This is a genomic window from Streptomyces sp. NPDC004647 (assembly GCF_040609575.1).
Classification (GTDB): domain Bacteria; phylum Actinomycetota; class Actinomycetes; order Streptomycetales; family Streptomycetaceae; genus Streptomyces.
In genome coordinates, this window is record NZ_JBEXKU010000072.1 from 1 (window position 1) to 25,531 (window position 25,531).

Annotated in this window: 22 protein-coding genes; 14 read left to right on the forward strand and 8 right to left on the reverse strand. The window is 70.8% G+C overall.

The features are described 5' to 3' along the window. Nucleotides 1-147: 147 nt before the first annotated feature. Both ABZW18_RS26585 and ABZW18_RS26590 read right to left on the reverse strand, forming a co-directional pair. Entirely contained in the window at nucleotides 148-2,511 is a 2,364-nt protein-coding gene (locus ABZW18_RS26585; protein ID WP_356191969.1) for an MFS transporter, read from the reverse strand. A gap of 287 nt (nucleotides 2,512-2,798) precedes the next feature. After that, nucleotides 2,799-3,242 (reverse strand): SRPBCC family protein, encoded by a 444-nt coding sequence (locus ABZW18_RS26590; protein ID WP_356191907.1) that lies wholly within the window; start codon nucleotides 3,240-3,242, stop codon nucleotides 2,799-2,801. Nucleotides 3,243-3,387: 145 nt separating this feature from the next. On the opposite strand from ABZW18_RS26590, the gene ABZW18_RS26595 reads away from it, so the two are divergent. Together ABZW18_RS26595 and ABZW18_RS26600 are read left to right on the forward strand one after the other, a co-directional pair. After that, nucleotides 3,388-4,416 carry an Rv2578c family radical SAM protein gene (locus ABZW18_RS26595; RefSeq protein WP_356191909.1) on the forward strand — a complete coding sequence of 343 codons (1,029 nt, stop codon included), beginning with the start codon at nucleotides 3,388-3,390 and terminating at the stop codon, nucleotides 4,414-4,416. 154 nt (nucleotides 4,417-4,570) lie between these two features. After that, nucleotides 4,571-5,101, forward strand: coding sequence for a GNAT family N-acetyltransferase (locus tag ABZW18_RS26600; RefSeq protein ID WP_356191912.1), 531 nt, complete (start codon nucleotides 4,571-4,573; stop codon nucleotides 5,099-5,101). 300 nt (nucleotides 5,102-5,401) lie between these two features. Here ABZW18_RS26600 and ABZW18_RS26605 read toward each other — a convergent pair whose 3' ends face one another. Continuing rightward, complete coding sequence (locus tag ABZW18_RS26605) at nucleotides 5,402-6,034, reverse strand: HEAT repeat domain-containing protein (RefSeq protein WP_356191914.1); 633 nt, start codon at nucleotides 6,032-6,034, stop codon at nucleotides 5,402-5,404. A 356-nt stretch (nucleotides 6,035-6,390) separates the two neighbouring features. Here ABZW18_RS26605 and ABZW18_RS26610 point away from each other — a divergent pair, with 356 nt between their 5' ends. The 9 genes from ABZW18_RS26610 to pssA all read left to right on the forward strand — a co-directional run bounded on the left by ABZW18_RS26610 (nucleotide 6,391) and on the right by pssA (nucleotide 17,478). Continuing rightward, entirely contained in the window at nucleotides 6,391-8,208 is a 1,818-nt protein-coding gene (locus tag ABZW18_RS26610) for a 3-hydroxyacyl-CoA dehydrogenase family protein (protein WP_356191916.1), read from the forward strand. 85 nt (nucleotides 8,209-8,293) lie between these two features. Next, nucleotides 8,294-9,115 (forward strand): TetR family transcriptional regulator, encoded by an 822-nt coding sequence (locus ABZW18_RS26615; RefSeq protein WP_356191918.1) that lies wholly within the window; start codon nucleotides 8,294-8,296, stop codon nucleotides 9,113-9,115. 480 nt (nucleotides 9,116-9,595) lie between these two features. Then, the gene (ccrA, locus tag ABZW18_RS26620) at nucleotides 9,596-10,933 is read left to right on the forward strand and encodes a crotonyl-CoA carboxylase/reductase (RefSeq protein WP_356191920.1); all 1,338 of its coding nucleotides are present in this window, start codon (nucleotides 9,596-9,598) and stop codon (nucleotides 10,931-10,933) included. A 109-nt stretch (nucleotides 10,934-11,042) separates the two neighbouring features. Continuing rightward, entirely contained in the window at nucleotides 11,043-13,097 is a 2,055-nt protein-coding gene (locus ABZW18_RS26625; protein ID WP_356191972.1) for a protein meaA, read from the forward strand. Continuing rightward, a complete protein-coding gene (locus ABZW18_RS26630) occupies nucleotides 13,094-14,071 on the forward strand; it encodes a CoA ester lyase (RefSeq protein ID WP_356191922.1) in 978 nt (325 codons plus the stop codon). The genes ABZW18_RS26625 and ABZW18_RS26630 overlap by 4 nt, the downstream gene beginning before the upstream one ends. A 5-nt stretch (nucleotides 14,072-14,076) precedes the next feature. Further along, nucleotides 14,077-14,604 carry a MaoC family dehydratase gene (locus ABZW18_RS26635; protein ID WP_356191925.1) on the forward strand — a complete coding sequence of 176 codons (528 nt, stop codon included), beginning with the start codon at nucleotides 14,077-14,079 and terminating at the stop codon, nucleotides 14,602-14,604. Then, nucleotides 14,604-15,809, forward strand: coding sequence for an acyl-CoA dehydrogenase family protein (locus ABZW18_RS26640; protein ID WP_356191927.1), 1,206 nt, complete (start codon nucleotides 14,604-14,606; stop codon nucleotides 15,807-15,809). Before ABZW18_RS26635 ends, ABZW18_RS26640 begins: the two co-directional genes overlap by 1 nt. Before the next feature lie 168 nt (nucleotides 15,810-15,977). Then, nucleotides 15,978-16,625 (forward strand): phosphatidylserine decarboxylase, encoded by a 648-nt coding sequence (locus ABZW18_RS26645; protein ID WP_356191930.1) that lies wholly within the window; start codon nucleotides 15,978-15,980, stop codon nucleotides 16,623-16,625. Further along, a complete protein-coding gene (gene pssA / locus ABZW18_RS26650) occupies nucleotides 16,612-17,478 on the forward strand; it encodes a CDP-diacylglycerol--serine O-phosphatidyltransferase (protein WP_356191932.1) in 867 nt (288 codons plus the stop codon). The genes ABZW18_RS26645 and pssA overlap by 14 nt, the downstream gene beginning before the upstream one ends. 135 nt (nucleotides 17,479-17,613) lie before the next feature. Here pssA and ABZW18_RS26655 read toward each other — a convergent pair whose 3' ends face one another. Continuing rightward, on the reverse strand, nucleotides 17,614-18,771 hold the full coding sequence (locus tag ABZW18_RS26655; protein ID WP_356191934.1) for a glycerate kinase: 1,158 nt from the start codon (nucleotides 18,769-18,771) through the stop codon (nucleotides 17,614-17,616). A 146-nt stretch (nucleotides 18,772-18,917) separates the two neighbouring features. Between ABZW18_RS26655 and ABZW18_RS26660 the strand changes: the two genes are divergently transcribed. Continuing rightward, nucleotides 18,918-19,421, forward strand: a complete 504-nt coding sequence (locus ABZW18_RS26660; RefSeq protein ID WP_356191975.1) for an NUDIX hydrolase — start codon at nucleotides 18,918-18,920, stop codon at nucleotides 19,419-19,421. 68 nt (nucleotides 19,422-19,489) lie between these two features. On the opposite strand, the gene ABZW18_RS26665 is transcribed toward ABZW18_RS26660, so the two are convergent. Both ABZW18_RS26665 and ABZW18_RS26670 read right to left on the reverse strand, forming a co-directional pair. Then, on the reverse strand, nucleotides 19,490-20,041 hold the full coding sequence (locus ABZW18_RS26665) for a methylated-DNA--[protein]-cysteine S-methyltransferase (protein ID WP_356191937.1): 552 nt from the start codon (nucleotides 20,039-20,041) through the stop codon (nucleotides 19,490-19,492). A 12-nt stretch (nucleotides 20,042-20,053) separates the two neighbouring features. After that, nucleotides 20,054-21,526 (reverse strand): DNA-3-methyladenine glycosylase 2 family protein, encoded by a 1,473-nt coding sequence (locus ABZW18_RS26670; protein ID WP_356191939.1) that lies wholly within the window; start codon nucleotides 21,524-21,526, stop codon nucleotides 20,054-20,056. Nucleotides 21,527-21,651: 125 nt separating this feature from the next. On the opposite strand from ABZW18_RS26670, the gene ABZW18_RS26675 reads away from it, so the two are divergent. Together ABZW18_RS26675 and ABZW18_RS26680 are read left to right on the forward strand one after the other, a co-directional pair. Continuing rightward, a complete protein-coding gene (locus ABZW18_RS26675) occupies nucleotides 21,652-21,876 on the forward strand; it encodes a hypothetical protein (RefSeq protein WP_356191941.1) in 225 nt (74 codons plus the stop codon). Nucleotides 21,877-21,878: 2 nt separating this feature from the next. Continuing rightward, nucleotides 21,879-22,493, forward strand: coding sequence for a Clp protease N-terminal domain-containing protein (locus ABZW18_RS26680; protein ID WP_356191943.1), 615 nt, complete (start codon nucleotides 21,879-21,881; stop codon nucleotides 22,491-22,493). 21 nt (nucleotides 22,494-22,514) lie between these two features. On the opposite strand, the gene ABZW18_RS26685 is transcribed toward ABZW18_RS26680, so the two are convergent. Next, nucleotides 22,515-23,927 (reverse strand): NAD(P)/FAD-dependent oxidoreductase, encoded by a 1,413-nt coding sequence (locus ABZW18_RS26685; RefSeq protein ID WP_356191977.1) that lies wholly within the window; start codon nucleotides 23,925-23,927, stop codon nucleotides 22,515-22,517. Nucleotides 23,928-24,248: 321 nt separating this feature from the next. Continuing rightward, the gene (locus ABZW18_RS26690) at nucleotides 24,249-25,115 is read right to left on the reverse strand and encodes an inositol monophosphatase family protein (protein ID WP_356191945.1); all 867 of its coding nucleotides are present in this window, start codon (nucleotides 25,113-25,115) and stop codon (nucleotides 24,249-24,251) included. Between the last annotated feature and the right edge of the window lie 416 nt (nucleotides 25,116-25,531).

A 25,531-nucleotide genomic window follows, 5' to 3' on the forward strand; every position in this document is an offset into this window, starting at 1 on the left:
TTGCCCCGCGCGGGGCAACGCGAGAAGAGATCCGCGCTCCGCTCAGCACGGCGGCCGTTCTCGCGCCGTCGTACGCACCGCTCGGCGGGGCCGTCGTACGCACCGCTCGGCGGCGGGCCCGCCGTCCGCCCGCTGTCCTCCGGAGGGTCAGTCCTCGTGGCCGAGTTGCAGATCGCGCTCCGTGCGCCCGCCGCCCGCCACTTGGAGGACCGTGGCCACCGGCGGGTAGCCCGCGGCGATCACGGTGTACTCGCCGGCCGACAGATCCACGAAGCGGAACGCGCCGTCTGCGCTGGTCGTCAGCGTGTCGACCACATTGCCCGCGGCGTCCAGCAGCGTGACCCGGGCGTCCTCGACGGGGCGCCCGCCGTGCGCCCGTACCGTGCCGCGCAGCAGCGCGCCGCCCGCGAGTTCGATGTCCTGCCGGGTCTCGCGGGAGGCCTGGACGCTCACCGGCAGGGCGGCCGGGCGGAAGGCGGGGGCGCTGGAGGCGAGCACGTACTCGCCGGCCACCAACTCCGCCATGACATAGCCGCCGTCGCGCCCGCTGCGCGTCGAGGCCACGACCTCGCCGCGTACGTCCGTCAAGGTCACCGTCGCGTCCCGCACCGGACTGCCGTCGGCGGTGAGCACCGTCCCCGCGAGCCGCCCGGCCCCGCCGAGGACCACGTCGAGTTCGACCGGCCGCTCGCCGACGGTGACGCTCACCGCCTGCGGTTGGTGGCCGCTCGCCGCCGCGATGAGGACATACGATCCGGAACCCGGTGTGCTCAGCGCGTACCGGCCGTCCTCCCCGGAAGCCCCCCGTCCGATCTGCCGCCCCGAGATGTCGATGAGGGTGAGGGCAGCGCGCGGGACCGTGGTCCCGTCGTAGTGCTGGACCGTGCCGCAGACCGGCACTCCGGCCGGCGTTCCAGCCGGGGCACCGGCCGCCGGAGGGGCGGTGGCGGAGGCGGATCGCGCGGGCGGAACCGTCGAGGTACCAGCGGCGTTGTAGGACACCAGGGGTTTCTCCTTGAGCAGGAAGGCCAGCAGGAAGCCGAGCAGGAGCACCGGCACGAGACAGAGAAAGATGCGCGGCATGGCCTCGGTGTACGCCCGGATGTATCCGTCACGCAGTGCCGCGTCCATCGCGTGCACCATCTGCGGGGTGATCGAGTCCGGGTCCGGCAGGCCGGCCCCGGGCGGAAGACCGGTCGCGAGCCGGTCCGCGAAGAGCGTCCCGAAGACCGCGGCGCCGACCGAACCCCCGATCTGCCGGAAGTAGTTGTTGGCGCTGGTGGCCACGCCCAGGTCGGCCTGCGGCACGGAGTTCTGCACGGCGAGGACGAGCACCGGCAGGGCGAGTCCGATGCCGACGCCGAGGACGGCCATCCACGCGCTGTACTCCAGCCGCGGGGTGTCCGCCTCGAGCAGGGACAGCAGCCACATCCCCAGAGCGGAGAGGCCGCAGCCGAGCAGCGGAAAGACCTTGTAGCGGCCGGTCCGGCTGATGAGCCGGCCGGAGACGATGGAGGCGAGGACGATGCCGCCCATCATGGGCAGCACCAGCAGACCGGACTCGGTGGCGCTCTCCCCGTCGACCATCTGCAGGAAGGTCGACAGATAGCCGGCGGCGCCGAACAGCGCGACACCGACGACCGCAGCGATCAGTCCGGTCGTGGTGAAGACGGAGTCACGGAACAGCCGCAGCGGGATGATCGGTTGGAGCGCGTAGTTCTCGACGACGACGAAGAGCAGCGCCGTGCCGAGTGCTCCGCACGCGAGCCCGAGGATGACGCGGGAGGTCCACGCGTACTCGGTACCGGCCCAACTCGTCAGCAGGACCAGGCAGGTGGAGGCGGCGGCCAGGAGGAGCGCGCCGAGGACGTCGAACCGGGGCCGGACGGTGGGTTTCGGCAGCTTCAGTACCGCGGCGATGAGGACCATGGTGAAGATGCCGAACGGCACATTGATATAGAAGCACCAGCGCCAGGAGGCGTGGTCGGTGAAGAAGCCGCCGAGCAGCGGACCCGCCACCGAGGCGAGGCCGAAGGCGGCGCCGATGAAGCCCATGCACCGGCCGCGTTCCCGTGCCGGGACGATATCGGCCATGATCACCTGGACGCCGATCATCAGCCCGCCGCCGCCGATGCCCTGGACGGCGCGGAAGGCGATCAGCTCCTCCATGGTGCGCGACCAGCCGGACAGCGCCGAGCCGGTCACGAAGACCAGGATCGCGAACTGGAAGACGCCCTTGCGGCCGAAGAGTTCGCCGAGCTTGCCGTAGAGGGGCAGCCCGATGGCGGAGGCGAGCAGATAGGAGGTCACGGCCCAGGACATCTTGTCCAGACCGTGCAGTTCCCCGACGATCTCGGGGAGGGCGGTGGCAACGATCGTCTGGTCGAGGGCCGCCGGCAGCAGGGTGAGCATCAGCCCGAGGAAGATCATCCACACCCGGCGCGGACTGAGTCCGGCGCCCGCCGCCGCTCCCCCGGGCGCATCCCCTCGCGGGCCGGCGGACGGGTCGATGGCGGGCGCGGCGACTGGTTCGCCGCCCTTCACCAGTGTCGTCCCGCCCACGTCCCGCTCCCCTTCGTCGCGCCTGCGCCCGCCCATTTCTCGCATTACACGACATCAGCGAGCAAGCGCCACGAATACGGGGAGAGGTGCGGGAGCGGGAGCGGGCTACGTTGCCCCGGGCGCCTTTCCGGCGCTCATCAGCGGCTTTCGCACGGACCGCAGTGCGTACGGCGCACGCCTGCCCCCGGAGGAAAACCACTCGATCCGGTGAGCATGAAGGCGCCCCGGGACGGTAGTTACTTCTCCACCTCGGCCGCGAGCTTGGCGAGCACCTCGTCGTGGATCCGGCCGAGCCCCTTGGGAGCGAAGGTCTTCTCGAAGAAGCCGCCGATGCCGCCGGCGCCGTTCCAGACGGTCGTGACGACGACCTTCGCGCGGCCTTCACCGGCCGGCGTGACGGTCCACGTCGTCACCATGGAGGAGTTGCGGTCCTTCTCGACGAGTTGTCCCGCGGTCGGCTGGGAGACCTCCAGCAGGCAGTCCCGGACGCGCTTGCTGGTGGCCTGGAGCTTCCAGTGCACCAGGGTGCCCGCGCCCTGGCCGCCCTCGCGCACCTCGTACTCGCTGTACTGCTCGGGCAGCAGTTTGGCGCGGGTGCCCGAGTAGTCGGCAAGCGCACCGAATACCCCCTCGGGCTCCGCCGCGATGACCCGCTCCGTCGTGGCCTCGACCTGCGCCATCGTTCTTCCTTCCGTCGACTCCGCTGTTCATGTGCCGTGCGCGCCAAGCCAATCACCGGCGGCCCGTCCGACCGACATCGGGCCCCGTCTGGCATAAATCGAATATCTGTTCTAGCGTGACGGATGTGCAAGGAAAGGAGGCACCATGCGCTGGGACGGTCTGCACGACGACGCGCCCACGGCGACGCCGGCACTGTTCGGCACCGACGCGGTGACCCGTACCTTCGACACTCCTGAATTCCGCGGGATCACCTTCCACGAGATCCGGGCGCGCTCGATCGTGAACCGGGTGCCGGGTGCGTCGCGGATGCCTTTCGAGTGGACGATCAACCCGTACCGCGGTTGCTCCCACGCGTGCGTCTACTGCTTCGCACGCAAGACGCACAGCTACCTCGACCTCGACACGGGGGAGGGCTTCGACTCGCAGATCGTGGTGAAGGTGAACGCGGCCGAGCTGCTGCGCAAGCAGCTGGCCTCGCGCGGCTGGCAGGGCGACCACATCGCGATGGGCACGAACGTCGACTGCTACCAGCGTGCCGAGGGCCGCTACCGGCTGATGCCGGGCATCCTCGCCGCGCTGCGCGACTACGCGAACCCGTTCTCGATCCTCACCAAGGGGACCCTGATCCTGCGCGATCTCGAACTGCTGCGGCAGGCGGCCGCGGTGACCGAGGTGGGCACATCCGTCTCGGTCGGCTTCCTCGACCAAAAGCTGTGGCGCACGGTCGAGCCGGGCACGCCGTCGCCCGAGCGCCGCCTCGAGGTCTGCCGCACGCTCATGTCGAACGACATCCCGTGCGGCGTTCTGATGGCGCCGGTCATCCCCTTCCTCGGCGACTCACCGGAGCAACTGCGCGCGACGGTACGGGCGATCGCGGCGGCCGGGGCGACCTCGGTGACCCCGCTGGTCCTCCATCTGCGGCCGGGGGCGCGCGAGTGGTTCATGGCGTGGCTGGCCCAGCACCATCCGCACCTGGTGCGGCGGTACGAGGCGATGTACGGCGGCGGCGCGTACGCCCCGAAGTGGTACCAGCGGCGCATCACCCGCCAAGTCCACGAGTACGCGACCGAGTTCGGCATCGGCCCCTCCCGTCCGGGTGCTCCCCGCCGCATCCCGCCGCCGGATGTGGCGGTACCCCAGATTCCGGAGCCGACGCAACTGACCCTGCTCTGAGCCGGGTTCGAACACCGGCGGTTCCCGTGCGCCCATCCGTACGGAACCGGGGTGCCAACGCCGACCGGCTCGCCGGCACCGACCGGCCCACCCGTTCCGCGAGTTGCACCACCACAACCCGCTCCGGCTTCCCAGCAGGTACTAGCCTGGCCGGATGCTACGCGTACGGGAGATGGCCGAGCCGGACGTCGAGGCGGTCGCGGCCGTGCGCGTCCGCGGCTGGCAGTTCGCGTACGCGGGGCTGATGCCGCAGTCGTATCTGGACGCGATGAGCGTCGAACAGGATGCCGCCCGGCGCCGGGACCACTTCGCGCGCGGGCGCGGCACCATGGTCAACCTCGTCGCCGAGAGGGACGGCGCGGTCGTCGGCTGGGCCTGCGTCGGCCCCTGCCGCGACGAGGACGCCGCCCCCGCCGACGGCGAGCTCTATGCCCTCTACGTACTGCCCGAGCAGCTGTCCACCGGCGCGGGGCGCGCGCTGCTGGCCGAGTCCGTCGCGCGAGCCGTGGACCGCGGTTTCCCGAAGCTGCGCCTGTGGGTGCTCAAGGGCAACGCCCGCGCCCGGCGCTTCTACGAGATCGCGGGCTTCGCACCGGACGGCGCCGTGGAGCCGTACGAGGTGGACGGGGTGCCGGTGCCCGAGGTCCGTTACACGCTCTCGCTCAGCTCGCGACCACACACCTGAGCGATCCACCCGGAACCCAACGTCGTCCCGCCCGCAGGTGGTGGCGAGGGGGCCGAGGGAGGTGCACCGGCCCGGGGGTAGCCCGCCCTGCCCCGCGCGTTACCCAGAAGCCGCCGCCGCGTCCCTCCCGGCGGACGTTGGACCGACGCTGGACACTAGTGCACGGAAAGCCGGACGAGGCGCTGCCGCTGGACGGCGCCGGTGGAGGCCGTCGACATCGGTACGCCGAGCAGGAGTTCGGGTGCGGCGCGGCCAGCATGGCGGGCGGCGTCAGGAAGAGACCCGGGCCGGGCCGGGTGATCACGCCCCTGCGCCGTCCGCCATCCGGGCCAGCGCCGCCGACGCCGCCGCCGCGAGACGGGGGTCGTCGCGGGCAGCCGTGAGGACCGGGACCGCCCGCTCGTCGCCCAGCGCGCCCAGACCTTCGACGCAGGCGAGCGCGATCCGGGCCGAGGAGAGCGGGGAGACGAGCGGGGCCGGGGCGCCCGGGGCGAGCAGCGGCTCGAGCGTCGCGATGAGCGCCGGTACGGACTCCGGGGTGCGCAGCGCGGTGAGCAGCCGGACCGGGTGCAGCGCGTACGCGGTGCGCAGCCGGTTGGTGGCGAGCGTCGCCGCGGCCCTGCCCGTACGGGGGTCGCCGAGGCGGGCCAGGGCGTGGGCGGCCGTCGCGCAGCGCGGCGGGTCCCGGTGGTTGAGCAGCAGCACCAGCGTCTCGAAGGCGCGCCGGTCTCCCGCGCAGCCGAGGGCGTAGGCCGCGATCTCCCTCGCCCACAGGGGCCGCCCGGGCTCGGTGAGGATCCGGGCCAGCTCCTCGTCCCGGCCGCCCCCGCCCCGTTCCGCCAGCGTGATCAGACGCTCGTACTCCACGGTCTCGCCCGGCCCCGCCAGCTCGGCGTGCACGCGCCGCGCCAGCGCACGGAATTCTTCTTCCATTTTCTCCGCCCCTCCCCAGGGTGGTGTGCGCCACAGCTCACCGCATCCAACTTCCTCTGGCGGACTTGGTTACCCGCGAGTTAAGCTTTTGATACGAGCACACCCGCTCGAGCGGCCTGGTGACGCAGCCGCACAGTGCAGTCGGTTCTGCACGCAGACGCACGTAGTACGGCACGGCCCCGGGACAGGGCCTGCCGGTTTCACCGCCGGGCATCGCTGCCCGCCGTGCATCGGTTCACAACTCCCTTCAGTGGTACGCCCGCATCCGTAACCAGCGATTTCGCGTACCCGAAAAACCCTCAGTCGTCACTCTCCACGTGCGCCGCGCCGGGAGATCGTCCCTCAGGAGTCCCGCGATGGACCGTCCGTCCACCCCAGATCCCGTCTCAGCACCCTCGTCCCTCGGTACCATCGCCGTCGTCGGCCTCGGCACCATGGGCACCGGACTCGCGGAGGTCCTCGCCCGCGCGGGCCGTGAAGTCATCGGGATCGACATCAGCGCCGCCGCCGCCGTCCAGGCCGTGGCCGCCCTGGAAGCCTCCACCGCTCGCGCCGTGCAGCGCGAACGGATCACCGAACAGGAGCGGCAGCAGACGCTCGCCCGCTTCCGCACCTTCTCCGACCTGCAGGCCGCGGCCGAGGCCGACCTGGTGATCGAGGTCGTGCCGGAGAGCTATGAGCTCAAGCAGGAGGTGTTCCGCGCGCTCGACGGCATCGTCCGCCCGGACACGATCCTGGCGACCGGCACCAACGCCCTCTCGGTGACCCGGCTCGCCGCCGACTCCGCGCGGCCCGAGCGCGTCCTGGGCCTGCACTTCTTCCACCCGGCGCCCGCGATGAAGCTGGTCGAGGTCGTCTCCTCGGTGCTCACCGCCCCCACGGCCGTCACGGCCGTCACCGCGCTCGCCCACGAGCTGGGCAAGGAGCCGGTGGCGGTGGGCGACCGGCCGGGCTTCGTCGCCGACGGTCTGCTGTTCGGCTACCTCAACCAGGCAGCCTCGATGTACGAGTCGAAGTACGCCACCCGCGAGGACATCGACGCGGCGATGCGGCTCGGCTGCGGCCTCCCGATGGGCCCGCTCGCCCTGCTCGACATGATCGGCGTCGACACGGCCCGCAAGGTGCTGGAGGCGATGTACTCCGCGTCCGGCGACCGGCTGCACGCGCCCGCGCCGATCCTGGGGCAGCTCAGCGAGGCAGGGCTGACCGGCCGCAAGTCGGGCCGCGGCTTCTACAGCTACGAGGAGCCGGGCAGCACCACCGTGGTGCCGGACGCCGGGACGCCGTCCGAGGACGGCGCGGCCGGTGCGCGGAACCGTACGGTCAGCAGTGTCGGCGTGGCCGGTTCCGGCACCATGGCCAGCGGCATCGCCGAGGTCTTCGCCAAGGCGGGTTACGACGTCGTGCTCGCGGCCCGCAGCGATCAGAAGGCGGAGACGGCCAAGGCCCGTATCGCCAAGTCGCTGACCCGCTCGGTCAACAAGGGCCGGATGACGGCCGAGGCCCGGGACGAGGTGCTGGCCCGTATCAGCCCGGCCGGTTCGCTGGACGCCTTCGCCGACGTGGACCTGGCCGTGGAGGCGGTGGCCGAGGACCTGGAGGTCAAGCAGCAGCTGTTCACCACGCTCGACAAGGTCTGCAAGCCGGGTGCGGTGCTGGCCACCACGACCTCCTCGCTGCCGGTCATCGCCTGCGCCCGCGCCACCTCGCGGCCGCAGGACGTCATCGGTATGCACTTCTTCAACCCGGCCCCGGCGATGAAGCTGGTCGAGGTGGTCCGTACGGTCCTCACCGCGGACGATGTGCACGCCACCGTCCGGGAGGTGTGCACCAAGGTGCGCAAGCACCCGGTGGACTGCGGTGACCGGGCCGGATTCATCGTCAACGCACTGCTGTTCCCCTACCTCAACAACGCCGTGAAGATGGTGGGGGAGCACTACGCGACGCTCGACGACATCGACGCCGCGATGAAGCTGGGCGGCGGCTACCCGATGGGCCCGTTCGAACTCCTGGACGTCGTCGGGCTCGATGTCTCGCTCGCCATCGAGAAGGTGCTGCACGCCGAGTTCCGTGACCCGGGTCTGGCTCCCGCGCCGCTGCTGGAGCACCTTGTCGCGGCGGGCTGCCTGGGCCGTAAGACGGGTCGCGGCTTCCGCGAGTATGCAAAGGCCTGACGGGTCGCCGGGATGGGGCGGGCTGCTCGACCCTTCGGGAAGTCCGCCCCCGCACGCCGTCAGTCCACCGTGTTACGTTCCCCACATGGCCCAGCCCGTCAAGTCCGCTCGTACGCCCCGCTCGACCGAGAAGAGGGCGCCCGAGGGCACCGAGAGCCCGGGCAGCCGCAGGGCGGCCGCGCAGCGGCTCTCCATGCGCCGCAAGTTGGCGGCGGCCGCGATGGAGCTGTTCGCGACAAAGGGCTACGAGGCGACGACGGTCGACGAGATCGCCGCGGCGGCGGGGGTCGCCCGGCGGACCTTCTTCCGGCACTTCCGCTCCAAGGAAGAGGCGATCTTCCCGGACCACGACGACACGCTCGTACGGGCCGAGGCGGTGCTCGACGCGGCGCCCGCGCACGAGCACCCGCTGGACACGGTGTGCCGGGGCATCAAGGAGGTCATGCGGATGTACGCGGCCTCCCCGGCCGTGTCCGTGGAGCGCTACCGGCTGACGCGTGAGGTGCCCACCCTGCGGGAGCGCGAGATCGCCTCGGTGGCCCGTTACGAGCGGCTGTTCACCAGCTATCTTCTGGGCCACTTCGACGAGCGGGCGCACCACGACGGCAACGACGACCCGCTGCTCGCCGAGGTCGCGGCCTCCGCCGTGGTGACGGCGCACAACCATGTACTCCGGCGCTGGCTGCGCGCCGGCGGGCAGGGGGATGTGGAGGCGCAGCTGGACCGCGCCTTCGCGATCGTCCGGGACACCTTCGGCAGCGGGATCGGCGCCGGCCGGCCGGCTGACGACCGGGGGCCCGCTGCGGTGGCGTCGGCGGACGGCGATGTGCTGGTGACGGTGGTGCGTACGGACGCACCGCTCGGCGAGGTCATGCGGACGATCGAGCGGGCGCTCAGGAACAGGTGAGCCGGCGGCCGACCTGGACACCGAGGCGGCGGTCCCCGGGGCCACACGGGCCACACGGGGCACACGGGGCACACGAGCTCCATCCACCCCCGGCGATGGCGAATCCCAGAAAAAAGCGGCAACGCTAAGTATTTCATCGAACACTTTTGGTGATGGCCGCCCCGGTAGAGGCGGCTGTTATTGCTCATACGTGCCACGGCGATGACATCTGAGAGAAATTGTTGGCACGCAGTGTCTTGCCGAGTGGCACGCCGTGCCATACGTTGAGAGTGTCCGGGCGGCCGGCGTGCAGAGAACCTTCGTACGCCGGCTGTCCCCGCAACTCGTATTGCGCGCCCGGATGCCTGCGTCACAGGCCCCACTGCGCTACCGCGCGGACGAGCAACACCACTTGAGCCGAACCGACGGCACGCGACCCATCCCCAACCAGACCCGAGCGTTCCCTCAAGCGTTCCCCGACGCTTCGCCGGAGGCCCCAAAGTGAATGAAATCCTGGACGCAATCCTCTCGTCGGACACCACCGCCGCCGACTTCGCCGCCCTGCCGCTCCCCGAGTCGTACCGGGCGGTGACCGTCCACAAGGACGACGCCGAGATGTTCGCCGGTGTCGAGAGCAGGGACAAGGACCCTCGAAAGTCCCTGCACCTGGACGACGTGCCAGTGCCCGAGCTCGGCCCCGGCGAGGCTCTCGTCGCCGTGATGGCCAGCTCGGTGAACTACAACTCCGTCTGGACCTCGATCTTCGAGCCGGTGTCGACGTTCGGCTTCCTCGAGCGCTACGGCAGGCTCAGCGAGCTCACCAAGCGGCACGACCTGCCGTACCACATCATCGGCTCCGACCTCTCGGGCGTCGTCCTGCGCACCGGGCCGGGCGTCAACGCCTGGCACCCCGGTGACGAGGTCGTGGCCCACTGTCTCTCGGTGGAGCTGGAGTCCTCGGACGGCCACAACGACACGATGCTCGACCCGGAGCAGCGCATCTGGGGCTTCGAGACCAACTTCGGCGGCCTCGCGGAGATCGCGCTGGTCAAGTCCAACCAGCTGATGCCCAAGCCCAAGCACCTGAGCTGGGAGGAGTCGGCAGCCCCAGGCCTGGTGAACTCCACCGCGTACCGGCAGCTGGTCTCCCGCAACGGCGCCGGGATGAAGCAGGGCGACAACGTCCTGATCTGGGGCGCGAGCGGCGGGCTCGGCAGCTACGCCACCCAGTTCGCGCTGGCCGGCGGCGCCAACCCGATCTGCATCGTCTCCAGCGAGCAGAAGGCGGACATCTGCCGCGCGATGGGCGCCGAGGCGGTCATCGACCGCAACGCCGAGGGCTACAAGTTCTGGAAGGACGAGCACAACCAGGACCCGAGGGAGTGGAAGCGCTTCGGCAAGCGCATCCGTGAGCTGACCGGCGGCGAGGACGTGGACATCGTCTTCGAGCACCCCGGCCGCGAGACCTTCGGCGCCTCTGTCTACGTCACCCGCAAGGGCGGCACCATCGTCACCTGCGCCTCCACCTCGGGCTACAACCACGAGTACGACAACCGCTACCTGTGGATGTCGCTGAAGCGGATCGTCGGATCGCACTTCGCGAACTACCGCGAGGCGTGGGAGGCCAACCGGCTGATCGCCAAGGGCAAGATCCACCCGACGCTGTCCAGGACCTACACCCTGGAAGAGACCGGCCAGGCGGCGTACGACGTGCACCGCAACCTCCACCAGGGCAAGGTCGGCGTGCTGGCCCTGGCCCCGCAGGAGCACATGGGCGTGCGCGACGAGGAGCTGCGCGCGAAGCACATCGACGCCATCAACCGCTTCCGGAACGTCTGAGGTACGGAGCCACATGAGTGAGCGTCAGACCGCGAGCGAACCGAAGGGCGCGCCGGTGTCGAGAGAGACGAGCCCCCGCGGGGGCGTGGGGGCACCTCCCGGCCGAAGCCTGGGGGAGAACGTCGACACCGGGTCCAAGCGCCCGGAGCCGAGCCCGCGCGGCAAAAAGGATCGTCCGTGGCTGATGCGGACCTACGCCGGGCACTCCACGGCCGAGGCGTCCAACGAGCTGTACCGGCGCAACCTCGCCAAGGGCCAGACCGGCCTGTCGGTCGCGTTCGACCTCCCGACGCAGACCGGCTACGACCCCGACCACATCCTCGCCCGCGGCGAGGTCGGCCGGGTCGGGGTCCCGGTCTCCCACCTCGGTGACATGCGGCGGCTGTTCCAGGACATCCCGCTGGACCAGATGAACACCTCGATGACCATCAACGCCACGGCCATGTGGCTGCTGGCGCTCTACGAGGTGGTCGCCGAGGAGCAGGGCGCGGACATCGCGAAGCTGTCCGGTACGACCCAGAACGACATCGTCAAGGAGTATCTGTCGCGCGGGACGCACGTCTTCCCGCCGGGGCCGAGCCTCCGTCTGACCACCGACATGATCACGTACACGGTGGCCCACATCCCCAAGTGGAACCCGATCAACATCTGCAGCTACCACCTGCAGGAGGCCGGGGCCACCCCGGTGCAGGAGATCTCGTACGCCATGTCGACGGCGATCGCCGTCCTCGACGCCGTACGGGACTCGGGCCAGGTCCCGGCCGAGAAGTTCGGCGATGTGGTCGCCCGTATCTCCTTCTTCGTGAACGCGGGCGTCCGCTTCGTCGAGGAGATGTGCAAGATGCGGGCGTTCGGCCGCATCTGGGACAAGGTCACCCGCGAGCGGTACGGCATCGAGAACGAGAAGCAGCGCCGCTTCCGCTACGGGGTCCAGGTCAACTCCCTGGGACTGACCGAGGCGCAGCCGGAGAACAACGTCCAGCGAATAGTCCTGGAGATGCTGGCCGTCACCCTCTCCAAGGACGCACGCGCGCGTGCCGTCCAGCTCCCCGCCTGGAACGAGGCGCTGGGGCTCCCCCGCCCCTGGGACCAGCAGTGGTCCCTGCGCATCCAGCAGGTCCTCGCCCATGAGAGCGATCTGCTCGAGTACGAGGACATCTTCGCGGGCTCGCACGTCATCGAGGCCAAGGTCGACTCGCTCGTCGAGGAGTGCCTGGCCGAGATCCAGCGGATCGAGGAGATGGGCGGCGCCATGGCGGCCGTCGAGTCCGGCTACCTCAAGTCGCAGCTGGTCTCCTCGCACGCCGAGCGCCGGGCCCGGATCGAGGCCGGCGAGGAGAAGATCATCGGTGTCAACTGCTACGAGGGCACCGAGCCCAACCCGCTGACCGCCGACCTCGACACCGCGATCATGACGGTGGACCCGGAGAACGAGGCCCGCGTCGTCGCCGCGCTGCACCAGTGGCGCGACAACCGCGACGAGAGCCGCGCGCAGGAATCCCTGTCCGCGCTCAAGGCCGCCGCGGCCGGTGACACCAACCTCTTCGCCGCCACGGTCGAATGCGCCCGCGCGGGCGTGACGACCGGCGAATGGGCCTGGGCCCTGCGCGATGTCTTCGGCGAGTTCCGCGCCCCCACCGGCGTCAGCAGCGCCCCCGTCGCCGTGGCCGCCGAGAGCGGCACCCCGCTCGCCGAGGTGCGGCGCAAGGTGACGACGACCGCCGACGAGCTCGGCAGCGGCAAGCTCAGGCTGCTCGTCGGCAAGCCGGGCCTGGACGGGCACAGCAACGGTGCCGAGCAGATCGCCGTACGCGCCCGCGACGCCGGATTCGAGGTCGTCTACCAGGGCATCCGGCTGACCCCCGAGCAGATCGTCTCGGCGGCCGTGGCCGAGGATGTGCACTGCGTCGGTCTGTCGATCCTTTCCGGCTCGCACGCCGAGCTGGTGCCGGATGTGCTGGAACGGCTGCGCCAGTCGGGTGCCGCCGACATTCCGGTGATCGTTGGTGGGATCATCCCCTCGGCGGACGCGGAGGCGCTCCGCGCGGCCGGAGTCGCGGCCGTCTTCACCCCGAAGGACTTCGGTATCACGGAGATCATCGGCCGAATCGTCGATGAGATCCGGAAAGCGAACAAGCTCGACCCTCTGGAGGTCCCCGCATGACTGGAATTGCCCCCGGCCCTGTCAACCGCCTGCGGCCGCGCCGCTCCTGCCTCGCCGTGCCGGGCAGCAACCCGCGCTTCCTGGAGAAGGCGCAGGGCCTCCCCGCCGACCAGGTCTTCCTGGACCTGGAGGACGCGTGCGCGCCGCTCGCCAAGGAGGGCGCCCGGCACACCATCGTCGACGCGCTCAACAACGGCGACTGGACGGGCAAGACCAGGGTCGTCCGGGTGAACGACTGGACCACCCACTGGACCTACCGTGACGTCGTGACCGTCGTGGAGGGCGCGGGCCCCAACCTCGACTGCATCATGCTGCCGAAGGTGCAGGACGCCACCCAGGTCCAGGCGCTCGACCTGCTGCTGACCCAGATCGAGAAGACGATGGGCTTCGAGGTCGGCAAGATCGGCATCGAGGCACAGATCGAGAACGCCAAGGGCCTGGTGAACGTCGACGAGATCGCCGCCGCCTCGCCGCGCCTGGAGACCATCATCTTCGGCCCGGCCGACTTCATGGCCTCCATCAACATGAAGTCGCTGGTCGTCGGCGAGCAGCCGCCCGGCTACCCGGCGGACGCCTACCACTACATCCTGATGCGGATCCTGATGGCGGCCCGTACGCACGACCTGCAGGCCATCGACGGCCCGTACCTCCAGATCAAGAACGTGGACGGCTACCGCGAGGTCGCGGGCCGCGCCGCCGCACTGGGCTTCGACGGCAAGTGGGTGCTGCACCCGGGCCAGGTCGACGCGGCCAACGAGGTCTTCTCGCCCTCGCAGGACGACTACGACCACGCCGAGCTGATCCTCGACGCGTACGAGTGGTGCACGTCCGAGGCGGGCGGCAAGAAGGGCTCGGCGATGCTCGGGGACGAGATGATCGACGAGGCCAGCCGCAAGATGGCCCTCGTCGTCGCGGGCAAGGGCCGCGCCGCCGGCATGACCCGTACGTCCAAGTTCGAGGCCCCGGAGGCGTAAGCGCGATGCAGTTCGGACGCACCTATGAAGAGTTCGAGGTCGGCGCGGTCTACAAGCACTGGCCCGGAAAGACGGTCACCGAGTACGACGACCACCTCTTCTGTCTGCTCACCATGAACCACCACCCGCTCCACATGGACACGAACTACGCCGAGAAGACGACTGATTTCGGCAAGAACGTGGTGGTCGGGAACTACATCTACTCCCTGCTGCTCGGCATGTCCGTGCCGGACGTCTCCGGCAAGGCGATCGCCAATCTGGAGATCGAGTCGCTCAAGCACGTGGCGCCGACCTTCCACGGCGACACGCTCTACGGTGAGACGACCGTGCTCGACAAGACTCCGTCAAAGTCCAAGTCGGACCGCGGAATCGTCTATGTGGAGACAAAGGGCTACAAGCAGGACGGCACCCTGGTCTGCGTCTTCCGGCGCAAGGTGATGGTGCCGACCGAGAGTTACATCAAGGAGCGCGGCGGCGAGCAGCCCGGCCGCCCGGAGCTTCGGGCTCCCGCCGAGAAGAAGCAGGAGAAGTGATGAGCCGTCTCGCGCAGACCCACGGGCTGAACGACATCCAGCAGGAGATCCTGTCCACGGTCCGGGACTTCGTCGACAAGGAGATCCTGCCGGTCGCGACCGAGCTGGAGCACCGCGACGAGTACCCGACCCAGATCGTGGAGGGCCTCAAGGAGCTCGGCCTCTTCGGTCTGATGATCCCCGAGGAGTACGGCGGCCTCGGCGAGTCCCTGCTGACGTACGCGCTGTGCGTGGAGGAGATCGCCCGCGGCTGGATGAGCGTCTCGGGCATCATCAACACCCACTTCATCGTGGCGTACATGCTCAAGCAGCACGGCACCACGGAGCAGAAGGACTACTTCCTGCCCAAGATGGCGGCCGGCGAGATCCGCGGCGCCTTCTCGATGTCGGAGCCCGCTCTGGGCTCAGATGTGTCGGCCATCACATCGAAGGGCGTCAAGGACGGCGACGAGTACGTCCTGAACGGCCAGAAAATGTGGCTGACGAACGGCGGCACGTCCACGCTCGTCGCGGTGCTGTGCCGTACGGACGAGGGACACCCGGAGGGCACCGCCCCGCACAAGTCGATGACCACCTTCCTGATCGAGAAAGAGCCGGGCTTCGGCGAGGTCCGGCCCGGGCTCACCATCCCCGGCAAGATCGACAAGATGGGCTACAAGGGGGTCGACACCACCGAGCTGATCATGGACGGGCTGCGGATCCCGGCCGATCGGGTGCTCGGCGGGCAGACCGGGCGCGGCTTCTACCACATGATGGACGGCGTCGAGGTGGGCCGCGTCAACGTCGCCGCACGGGGCTGCGGCGTCGCACAGCGCGCGTTTGAGCTGGGCGTTTCCTACGCGCAGCAGCGTCACACCTTCGGTAAGCCGATCGCTCAGCACCAGGCGATCCAGTTCAAACTGGCCGAGATGGCTACCAAGGTCGAGGCAGCGCATGCGATGATGGTCAACGCAGCACGCAAGAAGGACTCCGGGGAGCGCAACGACCTCGAGGCAGGGATGGCGAAGTACCTCGCCTCCGAGTACTGCAAAGAGGTAGTGGAGGACGCGTTCCGTATCCACGGCGGCTACGGCTTCTCCAAGGAGTACGAGATCGAGCGCCTGTACCGTGAGGCACCGATGCTGCTGATCGGCGAAGGTACCGCTGAGATCCAGAAAATGATCATTGGCCGCCGACTGCTCGAGGAATATCGTTTCCAGGGCTGATTGTCCGCATTGGGGCATGAGATCGAGAAGAAGATCACACCCTGTCACCGGTCTTCGGGCACCGACTCGGTTGCTGGCTTGCCCAGTTGCCACACGAAACCGATAGCATCCCCGGAAAGCCGCCGTCCCCCCTTGCAGCGCGGCATTCATCCGCTACGAAGGTCATCCATGCCCCACAGCCAAACCTCTGCACCACGCGGCCGGGTCCGCCTCGCGCGCGGAGCATCGCCGTGGCTTCTCCCGACCGTGGCCACTGCAGCCCTCAGCCTCACCCGCGCCCGGCGCTCCGGGCGCTGGGCCGGGGTCGCTGTGCCCGCCACCGCGCTGGCGGCGGGCATGCTGTGGTTCTTCCGCGATCCCGAGCGTGAGATCACCCAGGGCAGAGTGATCTCCCCGGCCGACGGCGTGGTGCAGAGCATCATGCCGTGGAAGGACGGACGGACCCGCGTCGCGATCTTCATGAGTCCGCTGAACGTCCATGTGAACCGCGCTCCCCTCGCGGGCGCCGTGACGTCCGTCGAGCACATCCCCGGCGGGTTCGTTCCGGCGTTCAACAAGGAGAGCGAGAACAACGAGCGCGTTGTCTGGCACTTCGACACCGAGCTCGGCGACATCGAGATGGTGCAGATCGCCGGTGCGGTGGCACGGCGCATCGTGCCGTACGTGCCGCAGGACACGAAGGTGGAGCAGGGCGAGCGGATCGGCCTGATCCGCTTCGGCTCGCGCGTCGACATCTACCTCCCGGAAGGCGTGGACGTCGCCGTCGAGGTCGGACAGGCCACCATTGCGGGGGTGACTCGCCTTGACCGTGATTGATCCCGAACCTCACACCACGGCGGCCGGCTGGGCGCCCGAGACTGAGGCGGAGTCCGACGAGATGGACGACATGCCGCTGTCCACGCGGCTGTCGATAGCGGACACCCTCACTCTCGGTAACGCCACGTGCGGTTTCATGGCGGTGTACTTCACCACCACCGGCGTTCTCATCCCGCATCTGACGGGCAGCGAGGACGGCGGAATGGCGCGGCACAGCGCCGCGACCGCCGTGATCCTGATGCTGCTGGCGTCGGTCTTCGACCTCTTCGACGGGCTCGTGGCGCGCAAGCTGCGCAGCTCGGCGATGGGTGCGGAGCTCGACAACCTCTCCGACCTGATCAGCTTCGGACTGGCTCCGGCGTACTTCGTCGTGGTCTGGGGCATGGTCGCCAACGACGCTCACCAGCGGGTTTCGGTGCTGGCCGCGATCGTGGTGCTGTTGGCGGTGGTGCTGCGGCTTGCGAGATTCTCCTGCGTGACGCTCCGGGACGGGATCTTCCAGGGCATGCCGAGCCCGTTCGGCGCGCTGACGGTCGTCTCGATCGTGCTGCTGGAGCTGCCGTTCATCCCGACGCTGCTGGCGATCATCGGGGTGGCGTGGCTGATGGTGAGCCGGGTCGAGTACCCGAAGCCACGGGGACGGCTCGCGGTGGCGATGCTCGGCTGGATCGTGCTCAGCATGGGGCTTCTGGCCGCCTGGGCGTTCGACGCCCCCGGCGGGCAGCTGCTGCTGCAGACCGGCTGCGCGCTCCAGGTGGTGCTGGCCGCGGTGATCCCGCTCTTCGCGACCGCCCGCCGGGTGAACACCTTCCGGGGCAACCGGCGCGAGGCGAGGGCGGCCCAGCTGCCGTAGCGGCTGCGCCGCGGCTTGGCGCCTTGGCTTGTGGCTTGGCGGAATGACATGGGTGAGGGCCCTGAGCGATTCGCTCAGGGCCCTCACCCATGTCCGCCGGGCCTTGTCGGGTCGAGCGGGGTTTGTCAGGCGGGCCTAGCCCGGGAGGTGGTTGCGGGCGATGCTCTCCGCCACGCGCTCGAGGAGGGGGCCTGCCCCGGCGATGCAGCGGGCCGTATCCGGCTCCAGCTCGGTGAGGGCGTACGCGCGATGGATGCCGGCCCGGCCCAGTTCCTCGGGGGCGAGCGCCAGGCGGCCGCAGACCGCGACGACGCCGATGCCCTTCGCCCGCGCCGCGGCGGCCACACCCGCGGGCGCCTTGCCGTGCAGGGTCTGCTCGTCGAGGGAGCCCTCACCGGTGATCACCAGATCGGCGCGTTCCAGCGCCGGGGCGAAACCGAGGACGTCGAGCATGACCTCGATCCCGGGGCGGAAGCGGGCGCCGAGGCCGACGAGTGCCCCGTAGCCGATTCCGCCCGCGGCTCCCGCGCCCGGCGCGACGGCGTGCTCGGCGGCAGCACGGCCGAGGGCCTTCTCGAGGACGGCCGCGTAGTGGGCGAGGGCGGCATCCAGGGTCGCGACGTCCTCCTCCGACGCCCCCTTCTGCGGGCCGTAGACGGCTGCGGCGCCCTTCGGGCCGGTCAACGGGTTGTCCACATCGCTGGCGAGGATCACGTCGACATCCGCGATGCGCGGGTCGAGGCCCGTGAGGTCGGCCGTGTCGAGCTCACGGAGCGGGCTGCCGCCCGAATGGACCGGGTCGCCGTCGCTGTCGAGGAAGAGGGCCCCGAGCGCGGCCAGCATGCCCGCGCCGCCGTCGGTCGTGGCGCTGCCCCCGACACCGAAGACGATGGTGCGGGCACCGGCGTCCAGCGCGGCACGGAGCAGCTCGCCCGTGCCGTACGTGGTCGCGGTGAGGGGCGCGAAGATCCCCTCCGGGAGGTGCCGCAAGCCGGAGGCCTCGGCCATCTCGACGACCGCGGTGCTCCCGCGCAGCGCGTACGCCGCGGTGAGCGGGGCGCCGAGCGGGCCGGTGACCTGGATCTCGTGGCGTTCGAACCCGGCCGCGACCGCGGCGTCCACCGTGCCGTCGCCGCCGTCGGCGACGGGGAGTGACTCGATCCGTACGCCCGGTGCGCCCCGGCGCAGCCCGGCGCTGATGTGCTCCGCGACCTGTACGGCCGTGAGCGAGCCTTTGAACTTGTCCGCGGCGATCAGCACGCGCCCCGTCTCGGATACTGCTGCGTCCGCCACCTTGTTACCCCTTGCTTTCCATCCCGGCAGTCGCGCCCCCGCGACCCTAACCGGGAGACAGCCGCCCTGCCCAGGGCGGGGTTGTCCGTCGGAATTCGCTGATGCGTGGGCCGGATATTCAGGGCGTTAGGCTCGCTGGCGTGACCATGGACTACGCCACATACATCGCCGGACTACCGAGGGTCCTCGCCGGAGCGGGCGTCATCTTCCGTGACGCGGAGGACCGGATCCTGCTGGTGGAACCGAACTACCGCCGGGACGGGAAGTGGATCCTGCCCGGCGGCACCGTGGAATCCGACGAGGGCGAGACGCCGCGGCAGGCCGCTCGGCGCGAAGCCGCGGAGGAGATCGGCCTCGATGTCGCGCTCGGACCGCTGCTCGCCGTCGACTGGGTACCCGGGACGGGACGGCCGCCGCTCGTGTCCTATCTGTACGACGGCGGGGTACTCGACGAAGCGCAGCTGGCCGCGATCCGGCTCCAGGAGGCCGAGTTGACTGCCTGGCGGCTGGTGGCCCAGGACGAGGCGGGCTCATATCTCGCGGCGGACATGCAACGCCGCATCCGGGCCGCGCTGGGGGCGTTGGCGGCGGGCCGCGGGGCCGCGGAGCTGGAGGACGGCTACGGGCCGGCCGACCTCAGGGCCCGGTGACCTGAGAGGTCCGGTCGACGGTACGTTCCGCTGACCTGGGGTCCGTCTGATCTCAGGCCCGGTTGATCTCAGGTTCGGCTGGTCTCAGCGTTGCACTGATCTCGGGGAGGTTCGGCCGGGGCAGGGAAGAGCGCCTGTTCCGCGGCTCCGGACTCGAAGTCCAGGAGGCGGCGCTTGCGGTCGAGCCCGCCGCCGTATCCGGTGAGGCTGCCGCTCGCACCGACGACGCGGTGGCAGGGGACGATGATGCCGATCGGGTTCTTGCCGTTGGCCAGGCCGACGGCACGGGAGGCGCCCGGGTTCCCGAGCCGACCGGCGAGCTGCCCGTACGAGAGTGTGCCGCCGTACGGGATGTCCCGCAGGGCCGACCAGACGCGCCGTTGGAACGGCGTGCCGTCCATCTGGAGCGGGAGATCGAAGGTGGTGAGCTCGCCGGCGAAATAGGCGTCGAGCTGGCGCACGACCTCCGCGAAGGGTGCGCCGTCCGGGGCGCCGAAGGTCTCCTGCGGGGGCCGATGCCGCTGCTCGGTCATGTACAGGCCGGACAGCGTCCCGTCGGTGGCGACGAGGGTGAGCGGGCCCACGGGGCTGTCGATGACGGTGTGGGTGCGTGTCGGCACGGGTGCTGCTCCTCAGACTGCGGGCATGTGGCTGATGGGGTGGTCGTCGCTCGCCCACAGATACTGCACCGCGTACGCGCGCCAGGGCCGCCAGGCCTCCGCCCGCGCGGTGAGCGCGGACGGGGTGGAGGGCAGGCCCAGATCCCGGGCGGCGCGCCGCAGCCCCAGGTCGGTGGGGAGGAAGGCGTCGGGGTCGCCGAGGGCGCGCATCGCGATCGTCTCGACCGTCCAGGGGCCGATGCCGGGGAGGGCGGACAGGTTCGTACGGGCCTCGTCCCAGTCGCTGCCCACGCCGAGGGCGATGTCTCCGGCCGCCAGGGCGCCGACGAGCGTGGTGAGGGTGGTTCGGCGAGTGCGGGGCAGGGCCAGCCGGCCCGGATCGAGTTCGGCCAGGGCCTCCGGGGCGGGGAAGAGGTGGGTGAGCCCGCCTGCGGGGTCGTCGACCGGTTCGCCGTGCGCGAGGACGAGACGGCCCGCGTGCGTACGGGCCGCGGCCGTGGACACCTGCTGGCCGAGCACCGCCCGTACGGCGAACTCCGCGGCGTCGACCGCACGTGGCACCCGGCGGCCCGGATTCTTGCCGACGAGCGGTGTGAGCAGGGGGTCCTTGCGGAGCAGATCGTCGACGGCGGTCGGATCGGCATCGAGGTCGAGCAGGCGGCGGCAGCGGCTGATGGCGATGGTGAGATCGCGCAGGTCGGTGAGGGCGAGCCGGCAGCCGATGTGGTCGGGCTGCGGGCGCAGAGCGACCACCCCCTGGCCGTACGGCAGCCGCAGACTGCGCCGGTACGCGCCGTCGCGCCACTCCTCCACCCCCGGGACGGCGGTGGCGACGAGGTGTCCGAAGAGGTTGTCGGGGCAGAGCGGCGCCCGGTACGGCAGCCGCAGCGAGAGCATGCCGGTGGTGGGGGCCGGGCGGCTGCGGGCACCGCGGGCGCGCAGCTCCGTCGGGGACAGGTCGAACACCTCGCGCACGGTGTCGTTGAAGGTGCGGATGCTCGAGAAGCCGGCGGCGAAGGCGATCTCGGCCATGGGCAGTGCACTCGTCTCGACCAGCAGGCGGGCGGTCTGGGCCCGCTGGGCGCGGGCGAGGGCGAGGGGGCCCGCGCCCAGCTCTGCGAGCAGCTGGCGTTCGATCTGCCGGGTGCTGTAACCGAGCCGGGCGGCGAGGCCGGTGACGCCCTCGCGGTCGACGACACCGTCGGCGATCAGCCGCATCGCCCGGGCGACGAGGTCGGCCCGCTCGTTCCACTGCGGGGAGCCGGGGCTGGCGTCGGGCCGGCAGCGTTTGCAGGCCCGGAATCCGGCCTGCTGGGCAGCTGCCGCGCTGGGGTAGAAGCGCATGTTCTCGGCCTTGGGCGGGACGACCGGACAGCTCGGACGGCAGTAGATGCCGGTGGTCGAAACCGCGGTGAAGAACCAGCCGTCGAACCGGGCGTCCTTCGACCTTACGGCGCGTACGCACCTGTCGGTGTCGGTGTGCATGGCTCAAGCATCGGGGACACGGGGCTGCTCGGCTGGCGGGAATCCGACATCGAAGTCCGGGTGCCTACAACGAGCGTTTGTCAATGACGGTTGACAGGTGCGTCTTGTCATCCTAGGTTGACAGCATGGCTGGAGCAGAAGCGAGAGAAGCAGTGGACACCGCGGAGGCCGCCATGAACCGCGATCCCCATGTGGGCCTGCGCGCCGTGGCCGCCCTGCGGCGGCTGGTCGAGCGTCTGGAGGCGCTCCAGGTCGACAGCGCCAGGCGGCAGGGCTGGTCCTGGGAGGAGATCGGCGCGGCGTTGGGTGTGAGCAGGCAGGCAGTCCACAAGAAGCACGCCAGGAGGTAGGGATGTTCGAACGATTCACCAGGCAGGCGCGGGAAGTCGTGATCCGGGCGCAGCAGGAGGCCCGCGGCCTCGGGCACCCCTGTGTCGGCACGGAGCACCTGCTGCTGACCGTGCTGTCGGTGCCCGACTCACCGGGGGTGGCCGCGCTGGTACGCCGGGGCATCACCGCCGAGTCCTGTCTCGCCGCAGTCGAGAACGTGGTGGGCCGGGGCGACAGCGGGATCGGCGAGGACGACGCGGCAGCGCTGAAGGCCATCGGGATCGACCTCGACGAGGTACGCAGTCGGGCGGAGGACACCTTCGGGCCCGGGGCACTCGCCGCACCGCGGCCCGAGCCGGATCCGGCGCCTCGGCGGATTCTGCCGTTTCGTCGCCGCCGGAACCGTAAGGAGACGAGCTCGGGGCATCTGCCGTTCGCACCGCGCGCGAAGCGGGCGCTGGAGCGTTCGCTGCGTGAGGCCGTCGCGCTGAAGGACCGCCACATCGGCGTCGAGCACCTCCTGTTGGGGCTGCTCGACCCCACGGACAAGCTCGCCGTCGGGGTGCTGCGCCGACTCGGTACGGAGCCGGAGAGCGTACGGGAGGATGTGCTCGCCGAGCTGCGCAGGGCGGCCTGACCGAGGGCGTCTGCCGCGGTTTCAGCGTCGCGGTGCGTGCAGTTTGCGCCACACCTCACGCGCCGCGTTGTGGCCGCACATGCCGTGCACGCCGCCGCCCGGCGGCGTCGCGGAGGAGCACAGGAAGACCGCCGGGTGGGCGGTGGCGTACGGGACGCGGGCGAGTTTGGGGCGCAGTACGGACTGCAGTCCGTCGAAGGCCCCGCAGCCGATGTCCCCGCCGACGTAGTTGGCGTTGCGGGCGGCCATCTCAGGCGGACCGGAGACGGCGCGGGCGAGCACCAGGTCGCGGAATCCGGGGGCGAAGCGCTCGATCTGCCGCTCGATGGCCTCGGTGGCGTCACCGCGCCAGTCATTCGGGACATGGCCGTACGCCCAGAACGTGTGCTTGCCGTCGGGCGCGCGGGTCGGGTCGACGAGGGTGGGCTGCGAGGTGATCAGGAACGGAGTGTCGGGGGCCTGGCCGTGCGAGGCGCGGAGCAGCGCCGCGCCGATCTCCCGGGCCGATGGGCCGACGTGGACCGTACCGGCTCGCCGGGCGTCCTTCGCGGTCCAGGGGACCGGCCCGGACAGGGCGTAGTCGATCTTGAAGGCGCCGGGGCCGTAGCGGAAGCCGCGGTAGGTGTTGCCGAGGCCGGCGATCCGGGCCAGAGCGGTGGGCGAGGTGTCGAAGACGTAGGCGCGGGCGGGCGGGAGCTCGTCGAGCCGCTTGACGGTGATGCCGGTGTGGATCGTGCCGCCGAGCGAACGCAGATAACCGGCGAGGGCGTCCGAGATCGCCTGCGAACCGCCCCGCGCCACGGGCCAGCCGTGCCCGTGCGCCGCGAGGGCGAACATCACGGCCAGTCCCCCGGTCGTCAGGCCGCGCAGCGGGGCGATGGCATGCGCGCCGAGTCCGGCGAGCAGGGCTCGCGCCTTCTCGCCGCGGAAACGCCGGTTCAGCAGGGCGACGGGCTGCGGGCCGAGCAGCGCGAAGCGGGCGAAACGCAGCGGGTCACGGGGCATACCGAGCCACGGCGGCCGGAGGAAGTCCGCGGCGAGGGTGTCCCAGTGGCCGGCGAAGGGGGCGACAAGGCGCCGGTACGTGCCCGCGTCGCGGCTGCCGAACGATGCCGCGGTCTCGCTGATCGAGTGGGAGAGCACGGCCGCGGTGCCGTCCGGGAAGGGGTGCGCCATCGGCAGTGCGGCGTGCAGCCATTCCAGGCCGAAGCCGCTCAGCGGCATGGAGTTGAAGGCGGGCGAGCCCGCTCCGAAGGGGTGCACGGCCGAACAGGGGTCGTGCCGGAAGCCGGGCAGCGTGAGTTCCTCGGTGCGGGCGCCGCCGCCGACGGTGTCCTCCGCCTCGTACAGCGCCACCGAGCAGCCGCGGCGGGCGAGTTCGGCGGCGGCGGTCAGCCCATTGGGCCCGGCCCCCACCACGACCACATCGAGCATCGACGGCACCGCGAGACTCCTTCGTCATCCGACGGCCGGTTCCCCCAGGCCCATCTCGCTCGGCCTTTCGGGCTCCGCCCAGGATAGGCGGCGGCTGCCGCGGGCGGCCCTGGACCGGTCACTTCCTGCCGGAACGAACGGCAGCCCCGGCATCGCGGATGCGGTCGACACCGGAGAGGGAACCGCTCGCCGTCGCGCGCAGGGGCGGGGCGGACGGCTGGTGGCGTTGCGCACCCGAGCGGCCCCAAAATTGCCCGGCCCCGGGCGGGACCTGGTACCCCTGAGGCGCCCCCCTGAGCGCCCCTCTGCGGGCCCGGCTGCCTAAGCGTTCCGCGGCTCGCCGCCGAGATCGGTGCCCTTGAGGAGGGCGAGGACCCGGCGCGCCGTGGGCTCGTCCCGGGCTGCGGTGAACGGCAGGGCGTTCCCGCCCGCGATCCGGAAGGGCTCGTCCGCGACCGTGGCGCTCGCCCCTCCTGCCTCGGCGACCAGCAGCAGACCGGCGGCGTGGTCCCAGGGGTTCTCCCATCCGAAGGCGATGGCCCCGAGCCGGCCCTGCGCGACGTGCAGATACTCCAGACCCGCCGACCCGCAGGGCCGCGGCGCGACGCCGCTGACCGCCAGCCGGGCGAACGCCTCGTTCTCCTCCAGGGAGGTGAAATCGGGGTGCGAGGTGGCGATGTCGAGAAGCGCGTCCGGATCCGGGCTGCCGGAGCGCAGCGGCTCGCCGTTGAGCGTCGCTCCCCCGCCGCGCACGGCGACCGCCATCAGGTCGAGCGCCGGGGCGTACGTCCAGGAGGCCAGCAGTTCCCCACGGTGAGCGAGTGCGACGAGTGTGGCGAAGCCGGGATCGCCGTGCACGAACTGCCGGGTACCGTCGACCGGGTCGACGATCCAGACCGGGGCGTCCCCGTGCAGCGCGCCCAGGATGCCCGGATCCGCGTGCACGGCCTCCTCGCCCACCACCACAGAGCCGGGCAGCAGCGCGGTGAGCGATGCGGTGAGGTGGTCCTCGGCGAGACGGTCGGCGACCGTCACCAGATCGTGCGGGCCGTTCTTCTCGACGATCTCGTGCGCGGCGAGCTGCCGGAACCGCGGCATGACCTCCGCGGCTGCCGCCTTGCGCACCGCTTCCTCGACATCGGACAAGTTCCGGGGCGCATCGGCCCCAGTGACGAAATCATCGATCATTTGTCCATCGAACCACGCACCACCGGCCCACCCCCTGTCCCGCACATGGACATCCGGTGACCTCTGGGTCAACGGCCTGCCGCGTACCCCTGCATGCCGCGCGGATTCGCGCCGGGCCGACAGAACACCCGTCTCCGGGTCGCGCGCCGCCGCGCACAGCCGGGCCCACGGGTCACCCACGGTCACATCATGACCACGCCGCCGAAGGCCGTCGATTGTCGACCTCCCCGGAGGTCCCGCACCGGAGCCTCGGCAGAAAGTCGCGCGGCGGCACCGGGCCTGCCTCCCGGAAGTCCCGCACCGGAACCCCGACAGAAAGCCGCGCGGCGGCACCGGGCCTGCCTCCCGGAAGTCCCGCACCGGAACCCCGACAGAAAGCCGCGCGGCGGCACCGGGCCTGCCTCCCGGAAGTCCCG